Consider the following 17,617-nt stretch of genomic DNA (forward strand, 5'->3'; position numbering starts at 1 on the left):
AAGAGAGTTGACGGCTGGTGAAAGTCAACCGGGTACATCATGAACTCGCCTTTGAGTTGCAAACATGAAGGAACAGTAATGTTTGCCGTATTCCGCGTTAAGGATGAATGAAGTGAGTGCATAAGCACTAATGTGGGTGGTACCGCGGGAAGATACATACAATCCTCTCGTCCCTTTTGGGATGAGGGGATTTTTTTATTTTTATCTAGGAGGAAACAGACATGAGTTTCGATCATCAACAAATCGAAAAGAAATGGCAAAAGAAATGGGAAACTGAAAAAACATTTAAAACAAGTGAAGAGTATGATAAACGCAAATTCTATGCGTTAGATATGTTTCCATATCCATCAGGTGCTGGCCTACACGTTGGACACCCTGAAGGTTACACAGCAACCGATATTCTTTCACGCTTAAAGCGTATGCAAGGCTATAATGTCCTTCACCCAATGGGCTGGGATGCATTCGGTCTTCCGGCAGAACAATATGCATTGGATACGGGGAACGATCCAGCCGAGTTTACGACAAAAAATATCGATACCTTCCGCAGACAAATCAAAGCATTAGGATTCTCCTATGATTGGGATCGTGAAGTGAATACGACTGACCCTGAATACTATAAATGGACACAATGGATTTTCTTAAAGCTTTACGAAAAAGGCTTAGCCTATATTGATGAAGTAGCCGTAAACTGGTGTCCTGCACTTGGAACCGTCTTGGCTAACGAAGAAGTCATCGATGGTAAGAGTGAACGTGGTGGTCATCCAGTAGAGCGCCGCCCAATGAAGCAGTGGATGTTAAAAATCACCGCTTACGGTGACCGCTTATTAGAAGATCTTGAAGAACTTGATTGGCCTGAAAGCTTAAAAGAAATGCAACGCAACTGGATCGGACGTTCAGAAGGCGCTGAAGTAAACTTCCAAATTGACGGACACGACGAAACGTTTACTGTATTCACCACTCGTCCAGATACTTTATTCGGTGCAACCTACGCGGTTCTGGCTCCAGAGCATTCCTTTGTTGATAAAATTACAACAGCAGAACAGCGTGCAGCAGTGGATGCATACTTAGATAAGGTGAAAACGAAAAGTGACCTTGAGCGTACAGACCTTGCGAAGGAAAAAACGGGTGTCTTCACTGGTGCCTATGCCATCAACCCAGCGAATGGTGAAAAAATGCCTATCTGGATTGCTGATTATGTATTAGTAAGCTATGGAACAGGTGCGATCATGGCAGTCCCTGCACATGACGAGCGTGATTTTGAATTCGCGAAGGAATTCAATTTAACAATTAAGCCAGTAGTTGCAGGCGGCGATGTGGAGAAAGAAGCCTATACGGGTGACGGTGAACACATCAATTCTGAGTTCTTAAATGGTTTAAACAAAGAAGAAGCCATTTCTCAAATGATTGCTTGGTTAGAAGAAAAGGGAATTGGTACAAAGAAGGTAACCTTCCGTTTACGCGATTGGTTATTCAGCCGTCAGCGTTATTGGGGTGAGCCGATTCCAATTATCCACTGGGAAGATGGTACAATGTCTGCTGTTCCGGAAGAACAGCTTCCATTGACATTACCAAAAACAACAGATATCAAACCATCTGGTACTGGAGAATCTCCATTAGCCAATATTGAGGATTGGGTAAATGTGGTTGATCCTGAAACAGGTAAAAAAGGCCGCCGCGAAACAAATACCATGCCACAATGGGCAGGCAGCTGCTGGTATTACTTACGTTATATTGATCCGAAAAATGATCAGGCACTAGCTTCCCAAGAGAAGTTAAACCACTGGCTTCCTGTTGATATCTATATTGGTGGTGCCGAACATGCTGTACTTCACTTGCTTTATGCGCGCTTCTGGCATAAGTTCTTGTATGATATCGGAGTCGTACCAACAAAAGAACCATTCCAAAAGCTATTTAACCAAGGAATGATTTTAGGCGAAAACAATGAAAAAATGAGTAAATCAAAAGGAAATGTTGTGAATCCGGATGATATTGTAAGCAGCCATGGTGCTGATACACTTCGCTTATATGAAATGTTTATGGGACCACTTGATGCATCGATTGCGTGGTCAACGAATGGTTTAGACGGATCACGTCGTTTCCTTGACCGGATTTGGCGTTTGATGGTAGAAGAAAATGGAGTGTTAAATCCAAAAATCCAGCCAAATGAAGAAGCATCTAATTTGGAAAAAGTGTATCATCAGACAGTGAAAAAGGTAACTGAGGATTACGAGGGCTTACGTTTCAATACGGCTATTTCTCAAATGATGGTATTCATCAATGAAGCCTACAAAGCAACTGTGCTTCCAAAAGATTATATGGAAGGCTTTGTTAAAATGTTATCACCGGTTGCTCCACATATCGCGGAAGAGCTTTGGGAAAAGCTTGGTCATAGCGGCGGAACTATTTCTTATGAAGCATGGCCAGCCTATGATGAAGCGAAGTTAGTAGATAACGAAGTGGAAATTGTCATCCAGGTAAATGGTAAGGTAAAAACAAAGCTTATGGTACCAACTGATGCAAGTAAGGAAGCGTTGGAAGGAATTGCAATGGAAGATGATCGAGTGAAAGAACAAATCGAAGGAAAAACCATTCGCAAGGTGATTACCGTTCCGGGTAAACTTGTAAACATTGTAGCAAACTAAATTAAATAAAGAGGCTGCCTTAAAAGCCACAGGGGGTAAGCCTCTTTACTCTTAAAAAGGGGATGGATTTCATGGAAGAAATTAAAATTATTACACCTGAAGAATTACAGAAAAAGCTTGAAGCGGGAGAAAAGCTTGAGCTTGTGGATGTAAGGGAAGATGAGGAAGTAGCAGAAGGGATGATCCATGGCGCTAAGCATATTCGTATGGGCGATATTCCTGCAAACCTTGATTACTTTGATAAGGATAAAGAATATATTATGATTTGCCGCTCCAGCAGAAGAAGTGAAAATGTATGCTACTACCTACAAGAACAAGGCTACAAAGTCCGTAATATGATTGGCGGCATGCTTAATTGGACAGGTGAAACAAAGAAATAATCAAAAAACCGATTCTTCCTTTAAGAATCGGTTTTTTGATTTCACTTAACTGCATCAAGGCTAGGTTTATTCCATGTCAGCATTCCACTTAATAAGAGGAACGGAAGGATATTGATGACTAAAATGATTACACCTTGAAAGTCTGTACCTATGAACAGTCCATGAAGGGTGACTAATAGATAAAGAATAGGATTCAAGGCGTGAAGTTTGCGCCACTTTTGATAGCCAATCTTTTTCCGTGCCTTGGAGGTAACCACTGTCATTATTAAAAAATACAATGAAACGATACCCATAGCCATTGGCAGGGGCTTATAGTCCGTTTTAAAAGGTACTAGCACCTCAACCCACTGAAAAGAAATATACGAGTCAATGAGTAAAAATCCTATATGCCCCAAAACAAGAATAAGTGCCCAGTTCGAAAGAGCCTCATGCAAAAACAAGGAAATGGTTACTTTTTGTTTTCGCTTTTTTTGAACCTGAGAATACAGGCCGATCATTACAGAGAGGTATAGTAATAAATAGGACACCATTCCTGTTGCACGAATCATATACCACTCAAACATTTCCATATGACTAGTTTCCTCCTTTCCAAATTTCTTTTTTCCTATTTATTAAAACTGCTTGCGTGCCTTTATCTTTAATCCACGCTTTACCTTGCTCTTCTCCTAAAAGGAGGACGGTTTTTGCCCATACATCAGCTTCTACAGCGGTTGGAGCAGAAATAGTCGCAGATAAAATCTCACTCTCAGATGGCTGACCGGTTCGTGTATCAATTAGGTGATGCTTCCACTCGCCATTCACGATCCACTTTCTCTTCATAGAAGTGGAGGTTGCAACTGCACCGCTGGTCACCTGAATAGAGGAAATCATTTGTTTTTCATCAAAAGGACTTTCAATTCCTATGTTTAATGAACGAGGTAATTCTCCAAAGATTCGAATGTCTCCACCTACATTAATAAAACCATAGCCCATTTTTCCCAAGTGTTCAGCGGCACGATCGATGACCCAGCCTTTGGCAATTCCACCTAAGTCAATTTTGGCATGAAGTGTGACCATCTGCTGTTCTTTGTTTAGAGTAAAGGGTGATCGAGGTGTAGTTACAACAGCTGAGGGGATTGGTACGACTACCTGCCCCTTAATATATTCAATCGATCTAGCATAACCATTGTCCTCTAGTGACGTTAATACACAAGGATTAAAGATGCCTTTTGTTTCCTCATAGAAACGAAAGGCATCGGTAAGAATGGACAACATTTCACTAGAAATCGTGACTTCTGTTCCTACCTGCTGATTTAGCCGACAAAGTTCACTATCTTCACGAAACCGGCTGCACGTCGACTCTATTAATTCAAACAGTTTATAGACCGGCATCATATCATTTGCAAATAGCTCTTGATTAATAGAGATTCGGACTAGGGTGCTCATCGAATTAAACTGATAGTTGTACATCAGGTACCACCTGTTGTTGTATCAAATCCGCCATGACGCCCCATCTCAGCACTCCCACCATTTGAGAATTGATCTTGCTGATTACTATTGTCAAAGGATTGATCATTATTACCCGAAAATTGATCACTATTATCTGAACTTTGGTCATGTTGATTAAATTGAGAGGAACGATCCCCGTGAAAAGAATGATTAAACCCTTGATTTGATTCCTCAGGGGCTTGAAAATTAAAATTATCTTGTGACTGCTGATTGGAATTATTGTTAGAAGGTTGCCCCTGATTTAATGCTAGTGAATTGTTTGCTTGATCTCCATTTGATAATCCCAGATAGGACACCATTCCTGCCACTAAAGCTAAACTACCAAAGCTAACACCCCATGAGATTTTTTGTTTTTTATCCAATTGTAGTGCTCCTTTCCTCTTTCAAATGTCTTACATTTAGGAGTTTACAAGTTAAACCTTAATATAAACTTAAATTTTCACGAACTTTAATTTTTAAAATTCAGAAAAATGGTAATAATGATAGTAAAAAAGGAGAGGGAGAGTACAGTGATTCAGGTAAAGTTATTTGACCGGGAGCATGAGAAAGATTTAGAAAAAGAAATGAATCGCTTCTTAAGAGGAATTGATGAGCAGAGTCTGCTTGATATTAAATATAACGTTGCTGCGATGACAGAAGATGAAGAGGAAGAACAAATCTATTGTTTTTCAGCGATGATTATCTATCGATCATAATAAAAGAACCCTTTAGTGAAAGAAAGTAGGTTTCACTAAAGGATTCTTTTTCTTTTACCAGATAGACTGATAATTCGATTTGGCAAAAAGTGCGGCGTTAGTCCCAGCAAGTCTTCCGGTTACGAGCGCAGAGGTTATATTATAGCCACCTGTATACCCGTGAATATCAAGAATTTCCCCGCAAAAATATAAGCCGTTCATTAGCTTTGACCCCATGGTTTGCGGTTCAATTTCCTTAACTGAGACCCCACCACCGGTTACAAAGGCTTTTTCAAGTGGAAGAGTGCCATTTACCTTAATGAGAAATTGCTTACAGCTTTTAGAAAAACTTCTGATTTTTTCATTCGAAATAGTACCACCCTGCTCAGATGGGTCGATGCTATTTTGTTCAAAGAGAAATAGTAAATACCGTTCAGGGAGCAAACCTTTTAGTGTATTTTTAATACTCTTTTTAGGTTCGTTTTTTACTAGGTTAATGATTTCTTGAAAAATCTCTTCTTCCTTTTTATCGGGTAGAGCATCTAGACTCATGGTAACCTCTTTCAAGTTCCATTTCTTCATCGCTTTTACAACAAATTGACTGCAACGTAATACAGCGGGGCCGCTAACGCCAAAGTGAGTGAACAGCATGTCCATTCGATGAGAGATGATCGGTTTCCCTTTTGGATTTAAGACGCTTAAGTCAATGTCCCGTAAAGATAAACCCTGCAGCGATTTATTTTTGATAAAAGGTTCGTTGGACGTGACAGGTACCTCAGTAGGAAACAGTTCGGTAATGGTATGACCTGCTTTTTCCGCCCATGCATACCCATCGCCTGTGGACCCTGTATGGGGAACAGACTTTCCACCGACAGCAATCACAATGGATTTGGCTGATAGACGTTGGCCATCCTTTAACATGACTGCGGATACCTGACCATTTTCATACATGAGATCCTTTACAGGACTATTTTTGAACACTTTCACATTAAGATTTTCCAATTGATGTAAAAGTGCGTCCACGACCGATTGTGCTTTGTCGGAAACAGGGAACATACGCCCATGATCTTCTTCTTTTAATTCGATTCCTAGCTTTTCAAAAAATCTAATGATATCTTCATTACTGAAGATGGAAAAAGCACTGTATAAAAACTTGCCATTTCCTGGCAAGTGCTTAATGATTTCTTCAACTGGCAGGCGATTCGTCACATTACAGCGTCCGCCCCCAGAAATAGCAAGCTTTCGCCCAAGCTTGTCGCCTTTATCTATTAAAAGTACTTTCGCGCCTTTTTCACCAGCGGCAATGGCAGCCATTAAACCGGATGGCCCCCCGCCGATGACAATCACATCATATTCCATAATTACACCAACTTTATATTCATTCAAAGATTTCATGTCACTTCATTATAAACATTTCTTGCCGAATTAAAACAAATAGGCGGGATTTTAATAAAATTAACTTGATTTGTTAGTAGCATCGAAGGGAAAGAAGTTGTAAACTACTAATAGTGTGCAAAAAAAGTCGACAGGTACTTTGTGAAAACACGCACGTATTTCTTCGGGTAGGAAGGGATTTTATGCAGTCTAAGCTTTTAAGAGGAACATTTATATTAACTTTTGGAACGATACTTTCCAAAATTCTCGGCTTAATTTACGTTATTCCATTCTTTCAAATCGTTGGTCGTCAAGGGACGGTCCTTTATCAATTTTCTTACGTTCCTTATACCATTTTTATTAGTGTCGCGACAGCGGGTGTACCGTTGGCGGTCTCCAAATTCATTTCTAAATATAATGCACTTGAAGAATATGCTGTTGGCAGAAAGCTTTTTAAATCTGGATTAATGATTATGCTCATCACTGGATTTGTTGCCTTTTTAGCCATGTATCTTGCCTCACCTACATTAGCTGAAATGAGTACACAAGGTGAAAAAGCGAACCTGAAAGATGTCACAACCGTTATGAGAGCGGTTAGTTTTGCTCTAATCGTTGTTCCGTTCATGAGTTTGATCAGAGGTTATTTTCAGGGCCATCAATCAATGGGGCCATCGGCACTCTCTCAAGTAGTAGAACAAATTGTCCGAATTCTATTTACACTACTAGGTGCTTATGCAGTTTTAAATATTTTCCATGGCAAAATGGTAACGGCTGTTAGTGTAGCTACCTTTGCTGCTTTTATTGGAGCTATTGGAGGCCTTGCCGTTTTATTTTGGTACTGGTATAAAAGAAAGCCGTATTTAGACGAACTCCTTGAACATGATAAGGGTACGATGGATATCTCGCTAAAAGAAATTTATAAAGAAATCTTTATCTCTGCCTTTCCATTCGTCTTAGTGGGCATTGCGAATCCATTATTCCAGGCGATTGATCAATTTACCTTTACAAAGGCAATGGCAGAAATCGGAAAATCGACGAAAGTTGCTGAATCTTTCTTCTCCATGTTGAATTTCGAGTCGCATAAGATTGTCATCATCCCAGTATCACTCGCGACAGCTTTTTCGTTGACGCTTGTTCCTAGTATCACGAAGGCTTTTGTTGAGAACGACAGGAAAAGTATGAATCGGCAATTAAATCAAACCTTTCAGGTCTTATTATTCTTAACTCTCCCAGCTTCAATTGGTCTTTCCTTGCTAGCTGAGCCTATTTACACCGTCTTTTATCAGCATGACTTGATTGGAGCAGAAGTATTAAGAGCCTATGCACCGGTTGCGATTTTATTTTCACTTTACTCAGTTACAGCTGCCATTTTACAAGGTATTAATGAACAACGATTTACGATCTTAAGTCTACTTGTAGGATTATTAATAAAATTATCGTTAAACATTCCTTTAATAAAAATGATGGAAACAAAAGGGGCTGTACTCGCTACCACACTTGGGTACCTAGCGGCCATTATTATCAATATCATCGTTATAAAAACGTATTCTCGTTACCCATTCCGTCTTGTTTGGCGAAGGAGTTTACTGATTATGATATTTGCTGGGCTCATGTGGGTTGGTACGGAGTTAATTTATAAGTTAATGTTATTATTCCTCTCCCCAGCATCAAAGGGTGAATCAATATTGATCATCTTGGTCAGTGCAGGAGTTGGGGCATCCATCTATTTTTACTTAGGCTTAAAATCAGGGCTTGCCGACCGCTTGTTTGGTACTAGGCTTGACCGCTTAATGACAAAGTTAAAATTGCCAAGAAGGAGGGGTACTGCTTGAGAATTGATAAAATGCTAGCTAATCTTGGCTACGGAAGCCGAAAAGAAGTAAAGCAGCTTCTAAAAAGCGGTTCTGTTAAAGTAGACGATGTAGTGGTTAAAGATGCGAAACAGCATGTTGATCCTGAAAAGCAAACCGTCACTTTAAATGGTGAGGTCATCGAATACAGAGAATTTATCTATCTAATGATGAACAAGCCTCAAGGGGTTTTATCGGCAACTGAGGATAATAATACAGAAACAGTCATTGATCTATTGGAACTTGAAGACCAAGTGTATGAGCCGTTTCCTGTTGGAAGATTGGACAAGGATACAGAGGGCTTATTGTTAATCACCAATGACGGTCAATTGGCTCATCGATTGCTGGCACCGAAAAAACATGTTCCAAAGACCTATTTTGCTGTGATTGAAGGGGAAGTAACAGAAGCAGATATTACAGCCTTTGCTAATGGTGTAACATTGGATGACGGCTACGAAACAAAGCCTGGTGAATTAAAAATATTGAAATCTGGAATTCGTTCCGATATAGAGTTAACAATTACTGAAGGGAAATTTCATCAAGTAAAAAGAATGTTCGAAGCGGTAGGAAAAAGAGTCGTATACCTCCAACGTATTTCCATGGGACCACTTGCATTAGACGAAACCCTTGAGTTGGGAGAATACCGTGAATTAACCGAAGAAGAAATCGAGCTCTTGATGAATTATCAAGTGAAATAGAGGAAAAGCAGCTTTGCATGAGCTGCTTTTCTTTTTTTTATCTACCAATATTTAAGAATTCTAAAACAAGCTGGTTGAATTCCAATGGTTTTTCCATATTTATCATGTGGGCAGTGCCAGGAATTACAACTAACTGTGAATCCGTAATCTTTTCATGAAGGAACTCTGAAATTGCACTGAAATCTGGGAAATCAATATCAGGGGAAATGATTAACGTTGGAACCGATATGTTCCCAACCAATTCAATTGTTTTCGTTTCTGGTAAAATCATTTTACCTTTTCCACTAACTCTAGTTAAATTCGCAGACAGCATAGCTGCGTATTTTTCTACAATAGCTGGCTGGATATCGTCTATTGACCGAAGAGGTCCTGCAACCCATGCCTTGCACATTAACTCAACTGCCTCTTCAAGGGACTCCTTCTGAAATAGTTCATTCACTTCTTTATTATATTTTTGTCTTTCAGGAGAGTAATCAGTCCACCCTAACAAACCTGAGGAAGCCACAATCAGTTGATTGACCATTTCCGGATAAGTTAAGGTAAAGTCCATTGCTAGATTCCCACCAACTGAGAGGCCCACAAGATTCACTTTTACCACACCTAGGTATAACAATAAATTTTTAGCATCTTCTACTAGAGAATAATCTTCATCGTGATGACTAGACTTTCCACAACCCGCATAATCAAAGCGAATAACTTGATAGTAATTGGAGAACTCCTCGAATTGATCATCCCACATTCTTGAGTCTAGAGGAAATCCATGCAATAGTAACACTGGGCGACCTTCTCCTTTTACCTCATAAAAAATTGTAGCTCCATTAATCTCAGCAAATCCAGATTGATAGGTTGACATTGTTCATTCCTCCTACTTTTTGAGTTGACCTATATAGAAAAGAGCCTCCACTTCCACATCATCCATTTCCCCTTTTAAGATTCGTTGGACATCTGTGACCGTCGTTTGAGACGAAACCGAAACTCCTTTTTTCTTTGTAAAAGGCTCTGTTATTAAAAATGGTTGTGTAAAATACGCCTCGAGACGAAGGCCTTTGTGATAAGTCTCTCGCTCAGATGCAGGGATTCGCTCCGTTCCTAGAAAACGTAATTCACGATAACGGCGGAGGACTTTTTTTGCCTGCTGCTGTGTGTGCAAATGTACTTTGGAAAGAGTTGCTCCTTCAATTAGTACCGAAGTAGAATGGAGCGGATTGATTGCTGGGTAAATTTTTCGAGAAACCAGCTCTGCATCAAATTGCAACAGGGTATCTAATGGTCCAAATGGGTCTTGTTCATCGACAGCTTCGCCTCGTAAGTCGACTAAAAAAGTAGTGGGAGTGACTCCTGCATCCTTTAATTTTTCAACGAGGTCGTAAATTTCCCCGGTTAAAACCATTTGCCGATCCGCAGCGAGAAAGATGGTTTGTTTGGACATGTTCACCATTTTATCAAAGGCTTCCTCAACAGAGTGACAGACGTGTTTCGTTTCGTTGATGACATCACTTAAACCCACAGCATCTTCATTAGGTTTCAAGAAGAAGGTTTCAAGACCATTGATGTTCATGCGATGGAACATCTCTGCTAAAACGACAAGCTGACCCATGCCCGGTCGAGCAACAAATCCGATGGTACCCCCAAGTGTTAACGGAGCAAAAAGATCGATGACTTTAATCCCGGTTTCCAGCATTTCCGCATCTAATCCCCTGATGATTAAATCATCCACGGTGCATTCTGCAAGGTCGGCAAGAGTGACAAGGGTCCGGACTTCAGCACGTGCTAAAGGAATTTTCCCAGTGCAAAGGTTAGAAACGGTGGCGGGGCGTAATCCAACCGAAGCAGCTGCAACTGTAAGATTAGGTACACGCTTTCGTAATAACTCAACATTCAGTCTTAAGTGATCCATGGTAATCCTCCTTTAGATAGAATTACTCTCTGAAGAAAAATAATTACTCTTAAGAGTAATATATATTCTGAATATTCTATTTGTCAATGTTTATTTGTAAATAATGGAAGATTGGAGACGCTGAGTGGTTGATAAATCCTGAAAAGTGGTCGATAAATGAAATTCACACAAAAAATAGGCCCCCCTTCACAAGAAAAGGAGGCCTGCCATCATCTATTTCCCTTGATAAAAATCATAACCATCCACATTTTTAATCCATACCCGAGCGTTTTCCCCATTTTGATCGGCAATCCATAAATCTCTTTGTGTTTCAGCCAAATCCTTTTTCCTGACCCAGGTTAATTTACGGGCAGAAGGAAGATAAATAGGGTGGTAATCACCAAACCCCTTTGGTGGTAAGGTCAATTGCAACTGTGTTTCATCACCCATTTTTATTAAAAATAAAGAAGGGTCGGGCCTCTGCTTAGGGTCGTTTGACCACTCGCTCTCTTTAACCCTTGAGACAACTACTGACTGATCATCTCTCCATGTAAAACCTAACTCTGCAAAGTGAGGGGGAGTTAAGCTGATTGACTTGAAAGCCGGAAGTTCCGTGACCTTCATTTTTTTATTCTTAAAACCCATAACAATTCTTCCCCCACCCGCAATATAACCTAACCGATTTTGATGGAAGGCCCACTTAGGGGAATTTACTTCCCAAATAATTTCATCTAAAACCTCGAAGGTTTGTCCATCAGATGAGATCACACACATCATATTGCTGTCCATTGACCAGGATGCAGTAGGGCTGACCATAAAAGAAATCCACTTTCCATCAGGGGAAAACTGAAAACTAGTTGCATCAATGGCAAGCAAGCTAATATTCCCTTTTTTTAATTCACTTGGAATGGTGTACAATTTTTTCACATTTTTTGTTAGACTCGTGATTTTTGTAAAATCTTGATCAAGTCCGATTTTGTAAAGAACAGGATTTGTCCAGCCATCGGGTCTTAGTGAAGCGCCTGAGGCGGTGATAAAGGCCCTTCCATCGGGGAACCAATTATAATCTCCTACACCTAACGCAATATTATAAAACTGATCCAGGTTGGAGATATTTAAGACACCACCACTTTTGAAGGCTAGGATATCCTCAACCGGTGACCATTTTGGGTTTGAACCGTCATAAGTAATCCGTTTGTGTTTTCTTGTCTCTAAACTATACACCCAAATCTCAGTTTGTGACTCTAAGTTCGGACTAAGTTTCTCTTTTGGTTCTACACCATAAACAATCCACTTTCCATCGTGCGACCACTGGGGTGGCTCGTTAAACTTGGTAGGCTTGTTTGTGATTTTTTCTTCCCTGCCATTCATTTTCGTCCAAAGAAAGCCATCTCTAACAAATGCCACTTTTACCTTTTCAGGTTCAGGTTTCGCTATTGCTAGATTAGGAAGTAATAATAGGAAAATTAATATAAGACAAAACTTTTTCTTCATCCCTTCACCTCTTAAGAAAGTCCTTCAATTATTGTTCACAAGATGGGAAGAATTATCAAATTCAAAAAGTTTTTAAAAAATAAGTAACTGGGTATAACAATGGGTATCTTAATAATATTTACTTGCGAATGTTATTCTTACAAGGGGGAATTGCCATGAGACTTACGCACGAGCAGGCAATTGAATTACACGGCTTTAATAATTTGACGAAGTCACTAAGCTTTAATATGTATGATATTTGTTATACAAGAACAAAGGATGAGCGTGAAGCCTATTTGAAATATATTGATGAACAATATAGTGGAGAGAGGCTAGAGTCTATTTTAAAGCATGTTTCCGATATCATTGGTGCCCACGTATTAAATGTAGCCAGCCAGGATTTTGAACCTGCAGGAGCGAGTGTAACGTTACTGGTTTCAGAGGGACCGGTTACGAATGCACCTTCTGAATCATTCGAGGAATCACCGGGGCCTCTTCCAGAATCGGTAGTGATGCAGCTAGATAAGAGTCATATTACGGTTCATACATACCCGGAATTCCATCCAGATGAAGGAATTAGTACCTTTAGAGCGGATATTGATGTTTCCACGTGTGGGGAGATCTCACCGCTTAAGGCGCTTCACTATTTAATCCGTGCATTCGAAACGGATGTTATGACCATTGATTACCGTGTACGTGGATTTACTCGGGATAAAACTGGGCATAAGCTGTTTATTGACCATGAAATCAACTCGATTCAAAATTACATTCCTGAAGATGTCGGTGAGTTATTCGATATGATTGATGTCAACGTTTATCAAGAAAACATCTTCCATACCAAATGTAAGCTGAGGGAATTTGATTTAAATAATTATTTGTTCGGCTATACAAAAGAAAAGTTATCCCCTGATGAACATATTGAAATCACTGAAAGACTTAAGCTGGAAATGGATGAGATTTTTTATGGGAAAAACATGGTATAACAAAAAAGCTCGGGTTTACCGAGCTTTTTGCGTTTTAATTATCTAGTAAATGATGCAACATACGATTTTTATCGTCAAAGAACTGCTTCATAATCCTGTAATGGTTGGTTTCTTCAAGCTTACTTTCTATTAAACCCTCATCTGTAAATTCAAAAATTTTTGCATGGGGATAGGCCATGATGATCGGTGAATGGGTAGCAATGATAAACTGGGAATGTTCATTGACTAAATCATGGATCCTCGTTAACATCGACATCTGCCGCAAAGGGGAGAGGGCCGCTTCAGGTTCATCTAAAATATAGATGCCATTTCCCCTAAAACGATGAAGAAACGTGGCAAAGAAGGCCTCACCATGTGATTGCTCATGTAGGGAAACGCCGCCGAAAGAATCAATGACTTTACGACCGCCGCCTCCCTTATCAAGCTCTTCAATGTTTGAAGCTACATTATAAAAACTTTCCGCTCTAAGGAAAAATCCATCTTGAGGTTTCTCTACACCTTTGATTACCTTCAAATGCTCAGCTAACGAAGAGTGAGAATCATAGGTGGAGAAATTAAAATTAAAGGATCCACCTCTGGATTAAACCCTAATGCAACTGCAATTGCCTCCAATAAAGTGGATTTACCCATTCCATTTTCACCAATAAGGAACGTAACATTAGGATGAAACACGAGCTCATCTAGAGTCTTAATAGCTGTCAGATTAAAAGGATATTTGTTAAAAGAGGGAATTTCCTCCCTTTTTAAATGGATCCTTCGTAAGTATTGGAAATTTAACATATTACTACCTCGAAAGTACTCTATTTGAAGAATATTGTATCTTTCATAGCTTAAAGAAAATAGGTAGTAAATCATTTGGCATATTTTAACAGCTTATCCCATACATTGAAGTGAATTAAGTATGGGGGGATGTCTATGCAATTTTATTATGGGCAACAAATGCCTTTACGTATCTTGGATGAAGCAGAATTTTGGAAGCACCAGGAAGAGGAGCATACGGTTGTGATTCGTGAGCTAGTTTCTGGACTGGAACAGGAATTTGTTGATGCACTTAAAAAATGGGAAGCTGCTCTTGGAGAAACGCATCAGCAGGTGGTCCGTTATATAGAGTCAGTCATCCGTTCGGGCTATCAGGTTTCAGACCAATTGTATCAGCATGTGCTTCAGTTGGTTTCTTATTGTTTAGATCAGAGTCTATCATTTATAAAACTATGCGAGCAAATTAAAACACACAGTGCAGCCGTCAGCAGTAACCCAACTGCAAAGGTGGTATTAAACCATATCATTCGTGAATCAGAATACTTCGTTGGAATTGCTCAAGCGCTCCTTTATAACCAATAATTTAACTTGGTGTCTTTACAAAAAGTAGAGTCACCATATTTATTTTAATAGAACTTGACGCGAAACCAAAAGGTGTTATATTATTTGATATGTAACCAAATGGTTTCGTATTAAAATGACCAATAAATGAAACATTAAACATAGCTCAATTTTAGGAGGAAGTCTAATGACAAATGAAGCACAACCAAAATTAGAAGATATCAAATACACGGAAGTATACAATGCACCAATTGATAAAGTTTGGAATGCAGTAGCTACCGCAGAAGGGCTTTCCGGCTGGTTCATGCCAAATGATCTGAAGGCTGTTGAAGGTCATGAATTTCATATTAACGCAGGCCAATTTGGTATGTCTCCATGTAAGGTGACACAAGTGGATCCGCCAAACCGCCTCTCTTTTAATTGGGGGAAGGATTGGACACTAACGTTTGAATTAAAGGCTCTAGAGGATAAAACAGAATTAACACTAATCCATGGTGGTTGGGATGTTAATAAGGTTACTGAGTTTGGTGCTCCACATACACCAATTAGAGACAACATGAATCAAGGCTGGGCAGGGCTTGTTAAAAAATTACAAGGATATGTTGAGGCTTAGATGGTCGCTGCTTCTGCTAAGCATGATGTTTTCCAAGCGATTGCTGACCCAACCCGACGTAGTTTATTAAAGCTTCTGAGTAACCAAGAGATGCCTGTCACAGCAATCAGTGAACAATTTCCGATTAGCCGTACGGCAGTATCTAAGCATTTACGCGTATTAGCAGATGCAGGATTGGTTAAAGAACGGAAAGTCGGCAGAGAAACTCGGTACAAGCTCGAGCCTGAACCTTTAATGGAATTAAAAGATTGGCTGCAGTTTTTTGAATTATTCTGGGAAAATAAGCTAACTGCACTTAGACTCTTTGTTGAGTCGGATGAGACAAAGTAAATCTGTAATACAAAAAAGTGATACCCAAATTTTTCGGGTATCACTTTTTTGTTATTTGGAACCTGTTTTCCTAACAAGTAGAGAAAGAACAACTAGCACACCAACTGTCACAAGTGCTACGGACGAACCAATCAGGTTGCTTGGGCTTGTTAAGAACCCAATAAAAATAACACTTAAGCTAACAATAGCGAAAATCGTTGTATACGGAAACCCTTTTACCTGAAAATGTGGTTTTTCTTTGTAAGTAGGACGTAACTTCAATTGTGCTGCACAAATACAAATCCAAATTAACATAATGGTAAAACCAGGAATCGTCATAAGGTAATTAATAATTTTACCTGGAGTAATATAGGCTAAATAAACTCCAGCCAAAATACACACAGTTGTGATCATGATTCCTACTAACGGAATGCCTTTTTTAGATGTCTTTGCCAATCCTTTTGGTGCAACGCCACTTTGAGCCATTGAAAATAGTGTTCTAGATGTAGCATAAATCCCTGAATTGGCTGCTGAAAGTACAGCTGTCATGAGCACAAAATTCATGATGTGTGCAGCCCCTGGTAACCCAGTAGTACTGAAAACTTGTACAAATGGACTATCGACGCTAGATACCTTATTCCAAGGCATAATCCCACAAATAATAAGGATCGGTAAAACGTAAAAAATAATAACCCGCCATACTGCCCCTTTAATAATTTTAGGCAATACTTTGTCAGCATCCTTTGTCTCAGTAACAGCGACCCCAATTAATTCTGCTCCGCCGTATGAAAACATTACGACCAAAAAGGCACTCAGCATTCCGCTGACTCCATGAGGGAAAAATCCTCCGTGCCCAGTGTAGTTTGAAATAGGGTTTTCGACATCACTAGGAATGAAACCAAGTATTAGTAAGAATCCTAAAACGATAAAGGCCACTAATGCAAGAATCTTAATTCCAGCGAACCAGAATTCCATTTCTCCATAATATTTTACTTGAAATAAGTTTATTCCAATAATGACAAATGCACAAATTAAGCTTAAAAGCCATAATGGGGTATCTGGAAACCAAAATTGGAGGAAACTTCCTGCAGCAAGTAGTTCTACTACTGTAACCAGGATCCAGTTAATCCAATAAAGCCAGCCCACGATAAAGGAAACGCGAAAACCAAATGCTTTATTAACTAAATGTTGAACATTGAAATTAGGAAACGCAAGAGCCATTTCCCCCAAGGCTGCCATAACAATAAATAATAGTAAGCCGCCAATTAAATAGGTAAACACAACACTAGGTCCAGCAATATTTAAGGTGTCAGAGCTGCCTTTAAAAATCCCTGTTCCAATCATCCCTGCCAAGGCAATAAATTGAACATGCCTCGGTAAGAGACCTTTCTTTAAGTTCTGCTGATTATTCTCCATGATGAACCTACCAATCTTCTTTTTTGCATAAACGCTTTTAAGTACTAAAGAATTTTATATTAATATATCATATTTATTAAAACAGTCAATTAAATTTAGCGAATTTCATAGGTATTCTCTATAAGTATGATAAGAAAAATTGTATTCTAAATAAATAAAAGCACACGATGTTCTCGTGTGCTTCCTAGATTAATTTTCTATGGTTTCACTGAGGTTAAGATGACATCTTCACTTTCTTCTCTGTTGTTGTCCATTTTCCGCGGCTTGGGCTAATTACCAAGTCATTATAGGCTAAGACATTTAAATCTCGTTGTATGGTGCGAGGAGTGATACCAAATTCCTCTACAAGTTCCTGCGTTGAAACAGTGCCTTTATTGCGAATAAACATGTAGATACATTTGATGCGGTTTAACATCCGGTTAGTTGAAGGTTTCAAAGAACCACTCCCTATCCTTTTTTCAAACCTATGGCAATACCCTGCTACCGACAGCCTCTTTGAAGATTGCTCTTCAATCATATGT

18 protein-coding genes, 1 pseudogene and 1 other annotated feature (1 of these 20 only partly in view) are annotated in these 17,617 nt (G+C 39.4%); of the genes and pseudogenes, 9 read left to right on the forward strand and 10 right to left on the reverse strand.

The window, feature by feature from the left end; translation table 11 throughout:
• Positions 1 to 178 (forward strand) — a binding site (T-box leader) (it extends 43 nt beyond the left edge of the window).
• Between the two features lie 43 nt (positions 179 to 221).
• Both leuS and QFZ87_RS08425 read left to right on the forward strand, forming a co-directional pair.
• Complete coding sequence (leuS, locus tag QFZ87_RS08420) at positions 222 to 2,642, forward strand: leucine--tRNA ligase (RefSeq protein WP_309860028.1); 2,421 nt, start codon at positions 222 to 224, stop codon at positions 2,640 to 2,642.
• A 71-nt stretch (positions 2,643 to 2,713) separates the two neighbouring features.
• On the forward strand, positions 2,714 to 3,022 hold the full coding sequence (locus tag QFZ87_RS08425; protein ID WP_309860030.1) for a rhodanese-like domain-containing protein: 309 nt from the start codon (positions 2,714 to 2,716) through the stop codon (positions 3,020 to 3,022).
• Positions 3,023 to 3,063: 41 nt separating this feature from the next.
• Here QFZ87_RS08425 and QFZ87_RS08430 read toward each other — a convergent pair whose 3' ends face one another.
• From QFZ87_RS08430 to QFZ87_RS08440, 3 genes are read right to left on the reverse strand one after another with little or no spacing between them, the layout of a single operon-like run.
• Positions 3,064 to 3,591, reverse strand: coding sequence for a ferric reductase-like transmembrane domain-containing protein (locus tag QFZ87_RS08430; protein WP_309860032.1), 528 nt, complete (start codon positions 3,589 to 3,591; stop codon positions 3,064 to 3,066).
• A 4-nt stretch (positions 3,592 to 3,595) separates the two neighbouring features.
• Positions 3,596 to 4,471 (reverse strand): FAD:protein FMN transferase, encoded by an 876-nt coding sequence (locus tag QFZ87_RS08435; RefSeq protein ID WP_309860034.1) that lies wholly within the window; start codon positions 4,469 to 4,471, stop codon positions 3,596 to 3,598.
• Complete coding sequence (locus QFZ87_RS08440; RefSeq protein ID WP_309860036.1) at positions 4,471 to 4,872, reverse strand: hypothetical protein; 402 nt, start codon at positions 4,870 to 4,872, stop codon at positions 4,471 to 4,473. The genes QFZ87_RS08435 and QFZ87_RS08440 overlap by 1 nt, the downstream gene beginning before the upstream one ends.
• Positions 4,873 to 5,019: 147 nt before the next feature.
• Between QFZ87_RS08440 and QFZ87_RS08445 the strand changes: the two genes are divergently transcribed.
• Positions 5,020 to 5,205, forward strand: coding sequence for a sporulation protein Cse60 (locus tag QFZ87_RS08445; protein ID WP_309867718.1), 186 nt, complete (start codon positions 5,020 to 5,022; stop codon positions 5,203 to 5,205).
• 54 nt (positions 5,206 to 5,259) lie between these two features.
• Here QFZ87_RS08445 and QFZ87_RS08450 read toward each other — a convergent pair whose 3' ends face one another.
• Positions 5,260 to 6,543, reverse strand: a complete 1,284-nt coding sequence (locus tag QFZ87_RS08450; protein WP_309867721.1) for a BaiN/RdsA family NAD(P)/FAD-dependent oxidoreductase — start codon at positions 6,541 to 6,543, stop codon at positions 5,260 to 5,262.
• A gap of 218 nt (positions 6,544 to 6,761) precedes the next feature.
• Here QFZ87_RS08450 and QFZ87_RS08455 point away from each other — a divergent pair, with 218 nt between their 5' ends.
• Together QFZ87_RS08455 and QFZ87_RS08460 are read left to right on the forward strand one after the other, a co-directional pair.
• Entirely contained in the window at positions 6,762 to 8,390 is a 1,629-nt protein-coding gene (locus tag QFZ87_RS08455) for a putative polysaccharide biosynthesis protein (protein WP_309860038.1), read from the forward strand.
• Positions 8,387 to 9,106, forward strand: a complete 720-nt coding sequence (locus QFZ87_RS08460) for a pseudouridine synthase (RefSeq protein ID WP_309860040.1) — start codon at positions 8,387 to 8,389, stop codon at positions 9,104 to 9,106. The genes QFZ87_RS08455 and QFZ87_RS08460 overlap by 4 nt, the downstream gene beginning before the upstream one ends.
• Positions 9,107 to 9,143: 37 nt before the next feature.
• On the opposite strand, the gene QFZ87_RS08465 is transcribed toward QFZ87_RS08460, so the two are convergent.
• The 3 genes from QFZ87_RS08465 to QFZ87_RS08475 form a co-directional block, all read right to left on the reverse strand.
• Positions 9,144 to 9,959 (reverse strand): alpha/beta fold hydrolase, encoded by an 816-nt coding sequence (locus QFZ87_RS08465; protein WP_309860042.1) that lies wholly within the window; start codon positions 9,957 to 9,959, stop codon positions 9,144 to 9,146.
• 12 nt (positions 9,960 to 9,971) lie between these two features.
• Entirely contained in the window at positions 9,972 to 11,003 is a 1,032-nt protein-coding gene (locus QFZ87_RS08470; RefSeq protein ID WP_309860044.1) for a hypothetical protein, read from the reverse strand.
• Between the two features lie 213 nt (positions 11,004 to 11,216).
• Positions 11,217 to 12,476: a TolB family protein gene (locus QFZ87_RS08475; RefSeq protein ID WP_309860046.1), complete on the reverse strand. Its 1,260-nt coding sequence runs from the start codon at positions 12,474 to 12,476 to the stop codon at positions 11,217 to 11,219.
• Positions 12,477 to 12,631: 155 nt separating this feature from the next.
• Between QFZ87_RS08475 and speD the strand changes: the two genes are divergently transcribed.
• On the forward strand, positions 12,632 to 13,438 hold the full coding sequence (gene speD, locus QFZ87_RS08480; protein ID WP_309860048.1) for an adenosylmethionine decarboxylase: 807 nt from the start codon (positions 12,632 to 12,634) through the stop codon (positions 13,436 to 13,438).
• A 34-nt stretch (positions 13,439 to 13,472) separates the two neighbouring features.
• Here the strand turns inward: speD and QFZ87_RS08485 are convergent.
• Positions 13,473 to 14,218: pseudogene (locus QFZ87_RS08485) on the reverse strand (AAA family ATPase).
• Positions 14,219 to 14,353: 135 nt separating this feature from the next.
• Here QFZ87_RS08485 and QFZ87_RS08490 point away from each other — a divergent pair.
• The 3 genes from QFZ87_RS08490 (at position 14,354) to QFZ87_RS08500 (ending at position 15,701) form a co-directional block, all read left to right on the forward strand.
• Complete coding sequence (locus tag QFZ87_RS08490) at positions 14,354 to 14,779, forward strand: DUF2935 domain-containing protein (RefSeq protein ID WP_309860050.1); 426 nt, start codon at positions 14,354 to 14,356, stop codon at positions 14,777 to 14,779.
• Between the two features lie 166 nt (positions 14,780 to 14,945).
• On the forward strand, positions 14,946 to 15,371 hold the full coding sequence (locus QFZ87_RS08495) for an SRPBCC family protein (RefSeq protein WP_309860052.1): 426 nt from the start codon (positions 14,946 to 14,948) through the stop codon (positions 15,369 to 15,371).
• Positions 15,372 to 15,701 carry an ArsR/SmtB family transcription factor gene (locus QFZ87_RS08500; protein WP_309860054.1) on the forward strand — a complete coding sequence of 110 codons (330 nt, stop codon included), beginning with the start codon at positions 15,372 to 15,374 and terminating at the stop codon, positions 15,699 to 15,701.
• A gap of 51 nt (positions 15,702 to 15,752) precedes the next feature.
• Here the strand turns inward: QFZ87_RS08500 and QFZ87_RS08505 are convergent, their stop codons facing one another.
• Positions 15,753 to 17,096 carry an amino acid permease gene (locus QFZ87_RS08505; protein WP_309860055.1) on the reverse strand — a complete coding sequence of 448 codons (1,344 nt, stop codon included), beginning with the start codon at positions 17,094 to 17,096 and terminating at the stop codon, positions 15,753 to 15,755.
• Positions 17,097 to 17,310: 214 nt separating this feature from the next.
• Complete coding sequence (locus tag QFZ87_RS08510; protein ID WP_307286019.1) at positions 17,311 to 17,532, reverse strand: DeoR family transcriptional regulator; 222 nt, start codon at positions 17,530 to 17,532, stop codon at positions 17,311 to 17,313.
• Positions 17,533 to 17,617 lie beyond the last annotated feature (85 nt).

The sequence above is a fragment of the Bacillus sp. SLBN-46 genome, assembly GCF_031453555.1.
In the GTDB taxonomy this organism is placed as follows: domain Bacteria; phylum Bacillota; class Bacilli; order Bacillales; family Cytobacillaceae; genus Neobacillus.

Coding starts and splice junctions, on each gene's coding strand:
- QFZ87_RS08465 (WP_309860042.1), bottom strand. CDS start 9,959: ATGTCAACCTATCAATCTGGATTTGCTGAGATTAATGGAGCTACAATT.
- QFZ87_RS08435 (WP_309860034.1), bottom strand. CDS start 4,471: ATGTACAACTATCAGTTTAATTCGATGAGCACCCTAGTCCGAATCTCT.
- speD (WP_309860048.1), top strand. CDS start 12,632: ATGAGACTTACGCACGAGCAGGCAATTGAATTACACGGCTTTAATAAT.
- QFZ87_RS08455 (WP_309860038.1), top strand. CDS start 6,762: ATGCAGTCTAAGCTTTTAAGAGGAACATTTATATTAACTTTTGGAACG.
- QFZ87_RS08425 (WP_309860030.1), top strand. CDS start 2,714: ATGGAAGAAATTAAAATTATTACACCTGAAGAATTACAGAAAAAGCTT.
- QFZ87_RS08470 (WP_309860044.1), bottom strand. CDS start 11,003: ATGGATCACTTAAGACTGAATGTTGAGTTATTACGAAAGCGTGTACCT.
- QFZ87_RS08430 (WP_309860032.1), bottom strand. CDS start 3,591: ATGGAAATGTTTGAGTGGTATATGATTCGTGCAACAGGAATGGTGTCC.
- leuS (WP_309860028.1), top strand. CDS start 222: ATGAGTTTCGATCATCAACAAATCGAAAAGAAATGGCAAAAGAAATGG.
- QFZ87_RS08490 (WP_309860050.1), top strand. CDS start 14,354: ATGCAATTTTATTATGGGCAACAAATGCCTTTACGTATCTTGGATGAA.
- QFZ87_RS08500 (WP_309860054.1), top strand. CDS start 15,372: ATGGTCGCTGCTTCTGCTAAGCATGATGTTTTCCAAGCGATTGCTGAC.
- QFZ87_RS08495 (WP_309860052.1), top strand. CDS start 14,946: ATGACAAATGAAGCACAACCAAAATTAGAAGATATCAAATACACGGAA.
- QFZ87_RS08450 (WP_309867721.1), bottom strand. CDS start 6,543: ATGGAATATGATGTGATTGTCATCGGCGGGGGGCCATCCGGTTTAATG.
- QFZ87_RS08505 (WP_309860055.1), bottom strand. CDS start 17,096: ATGGAGAATAATCAGCAGAACTTAAAGAAAGGTCTCTTACCGAGGCAT.
- QFZ87_RS08475 (WP_309860046.1), bottom strand. CDS start 12,476: ATGAAGAAAAAGTTTTGTCTTATATTAATTTTCCTATTATTACTTCCT.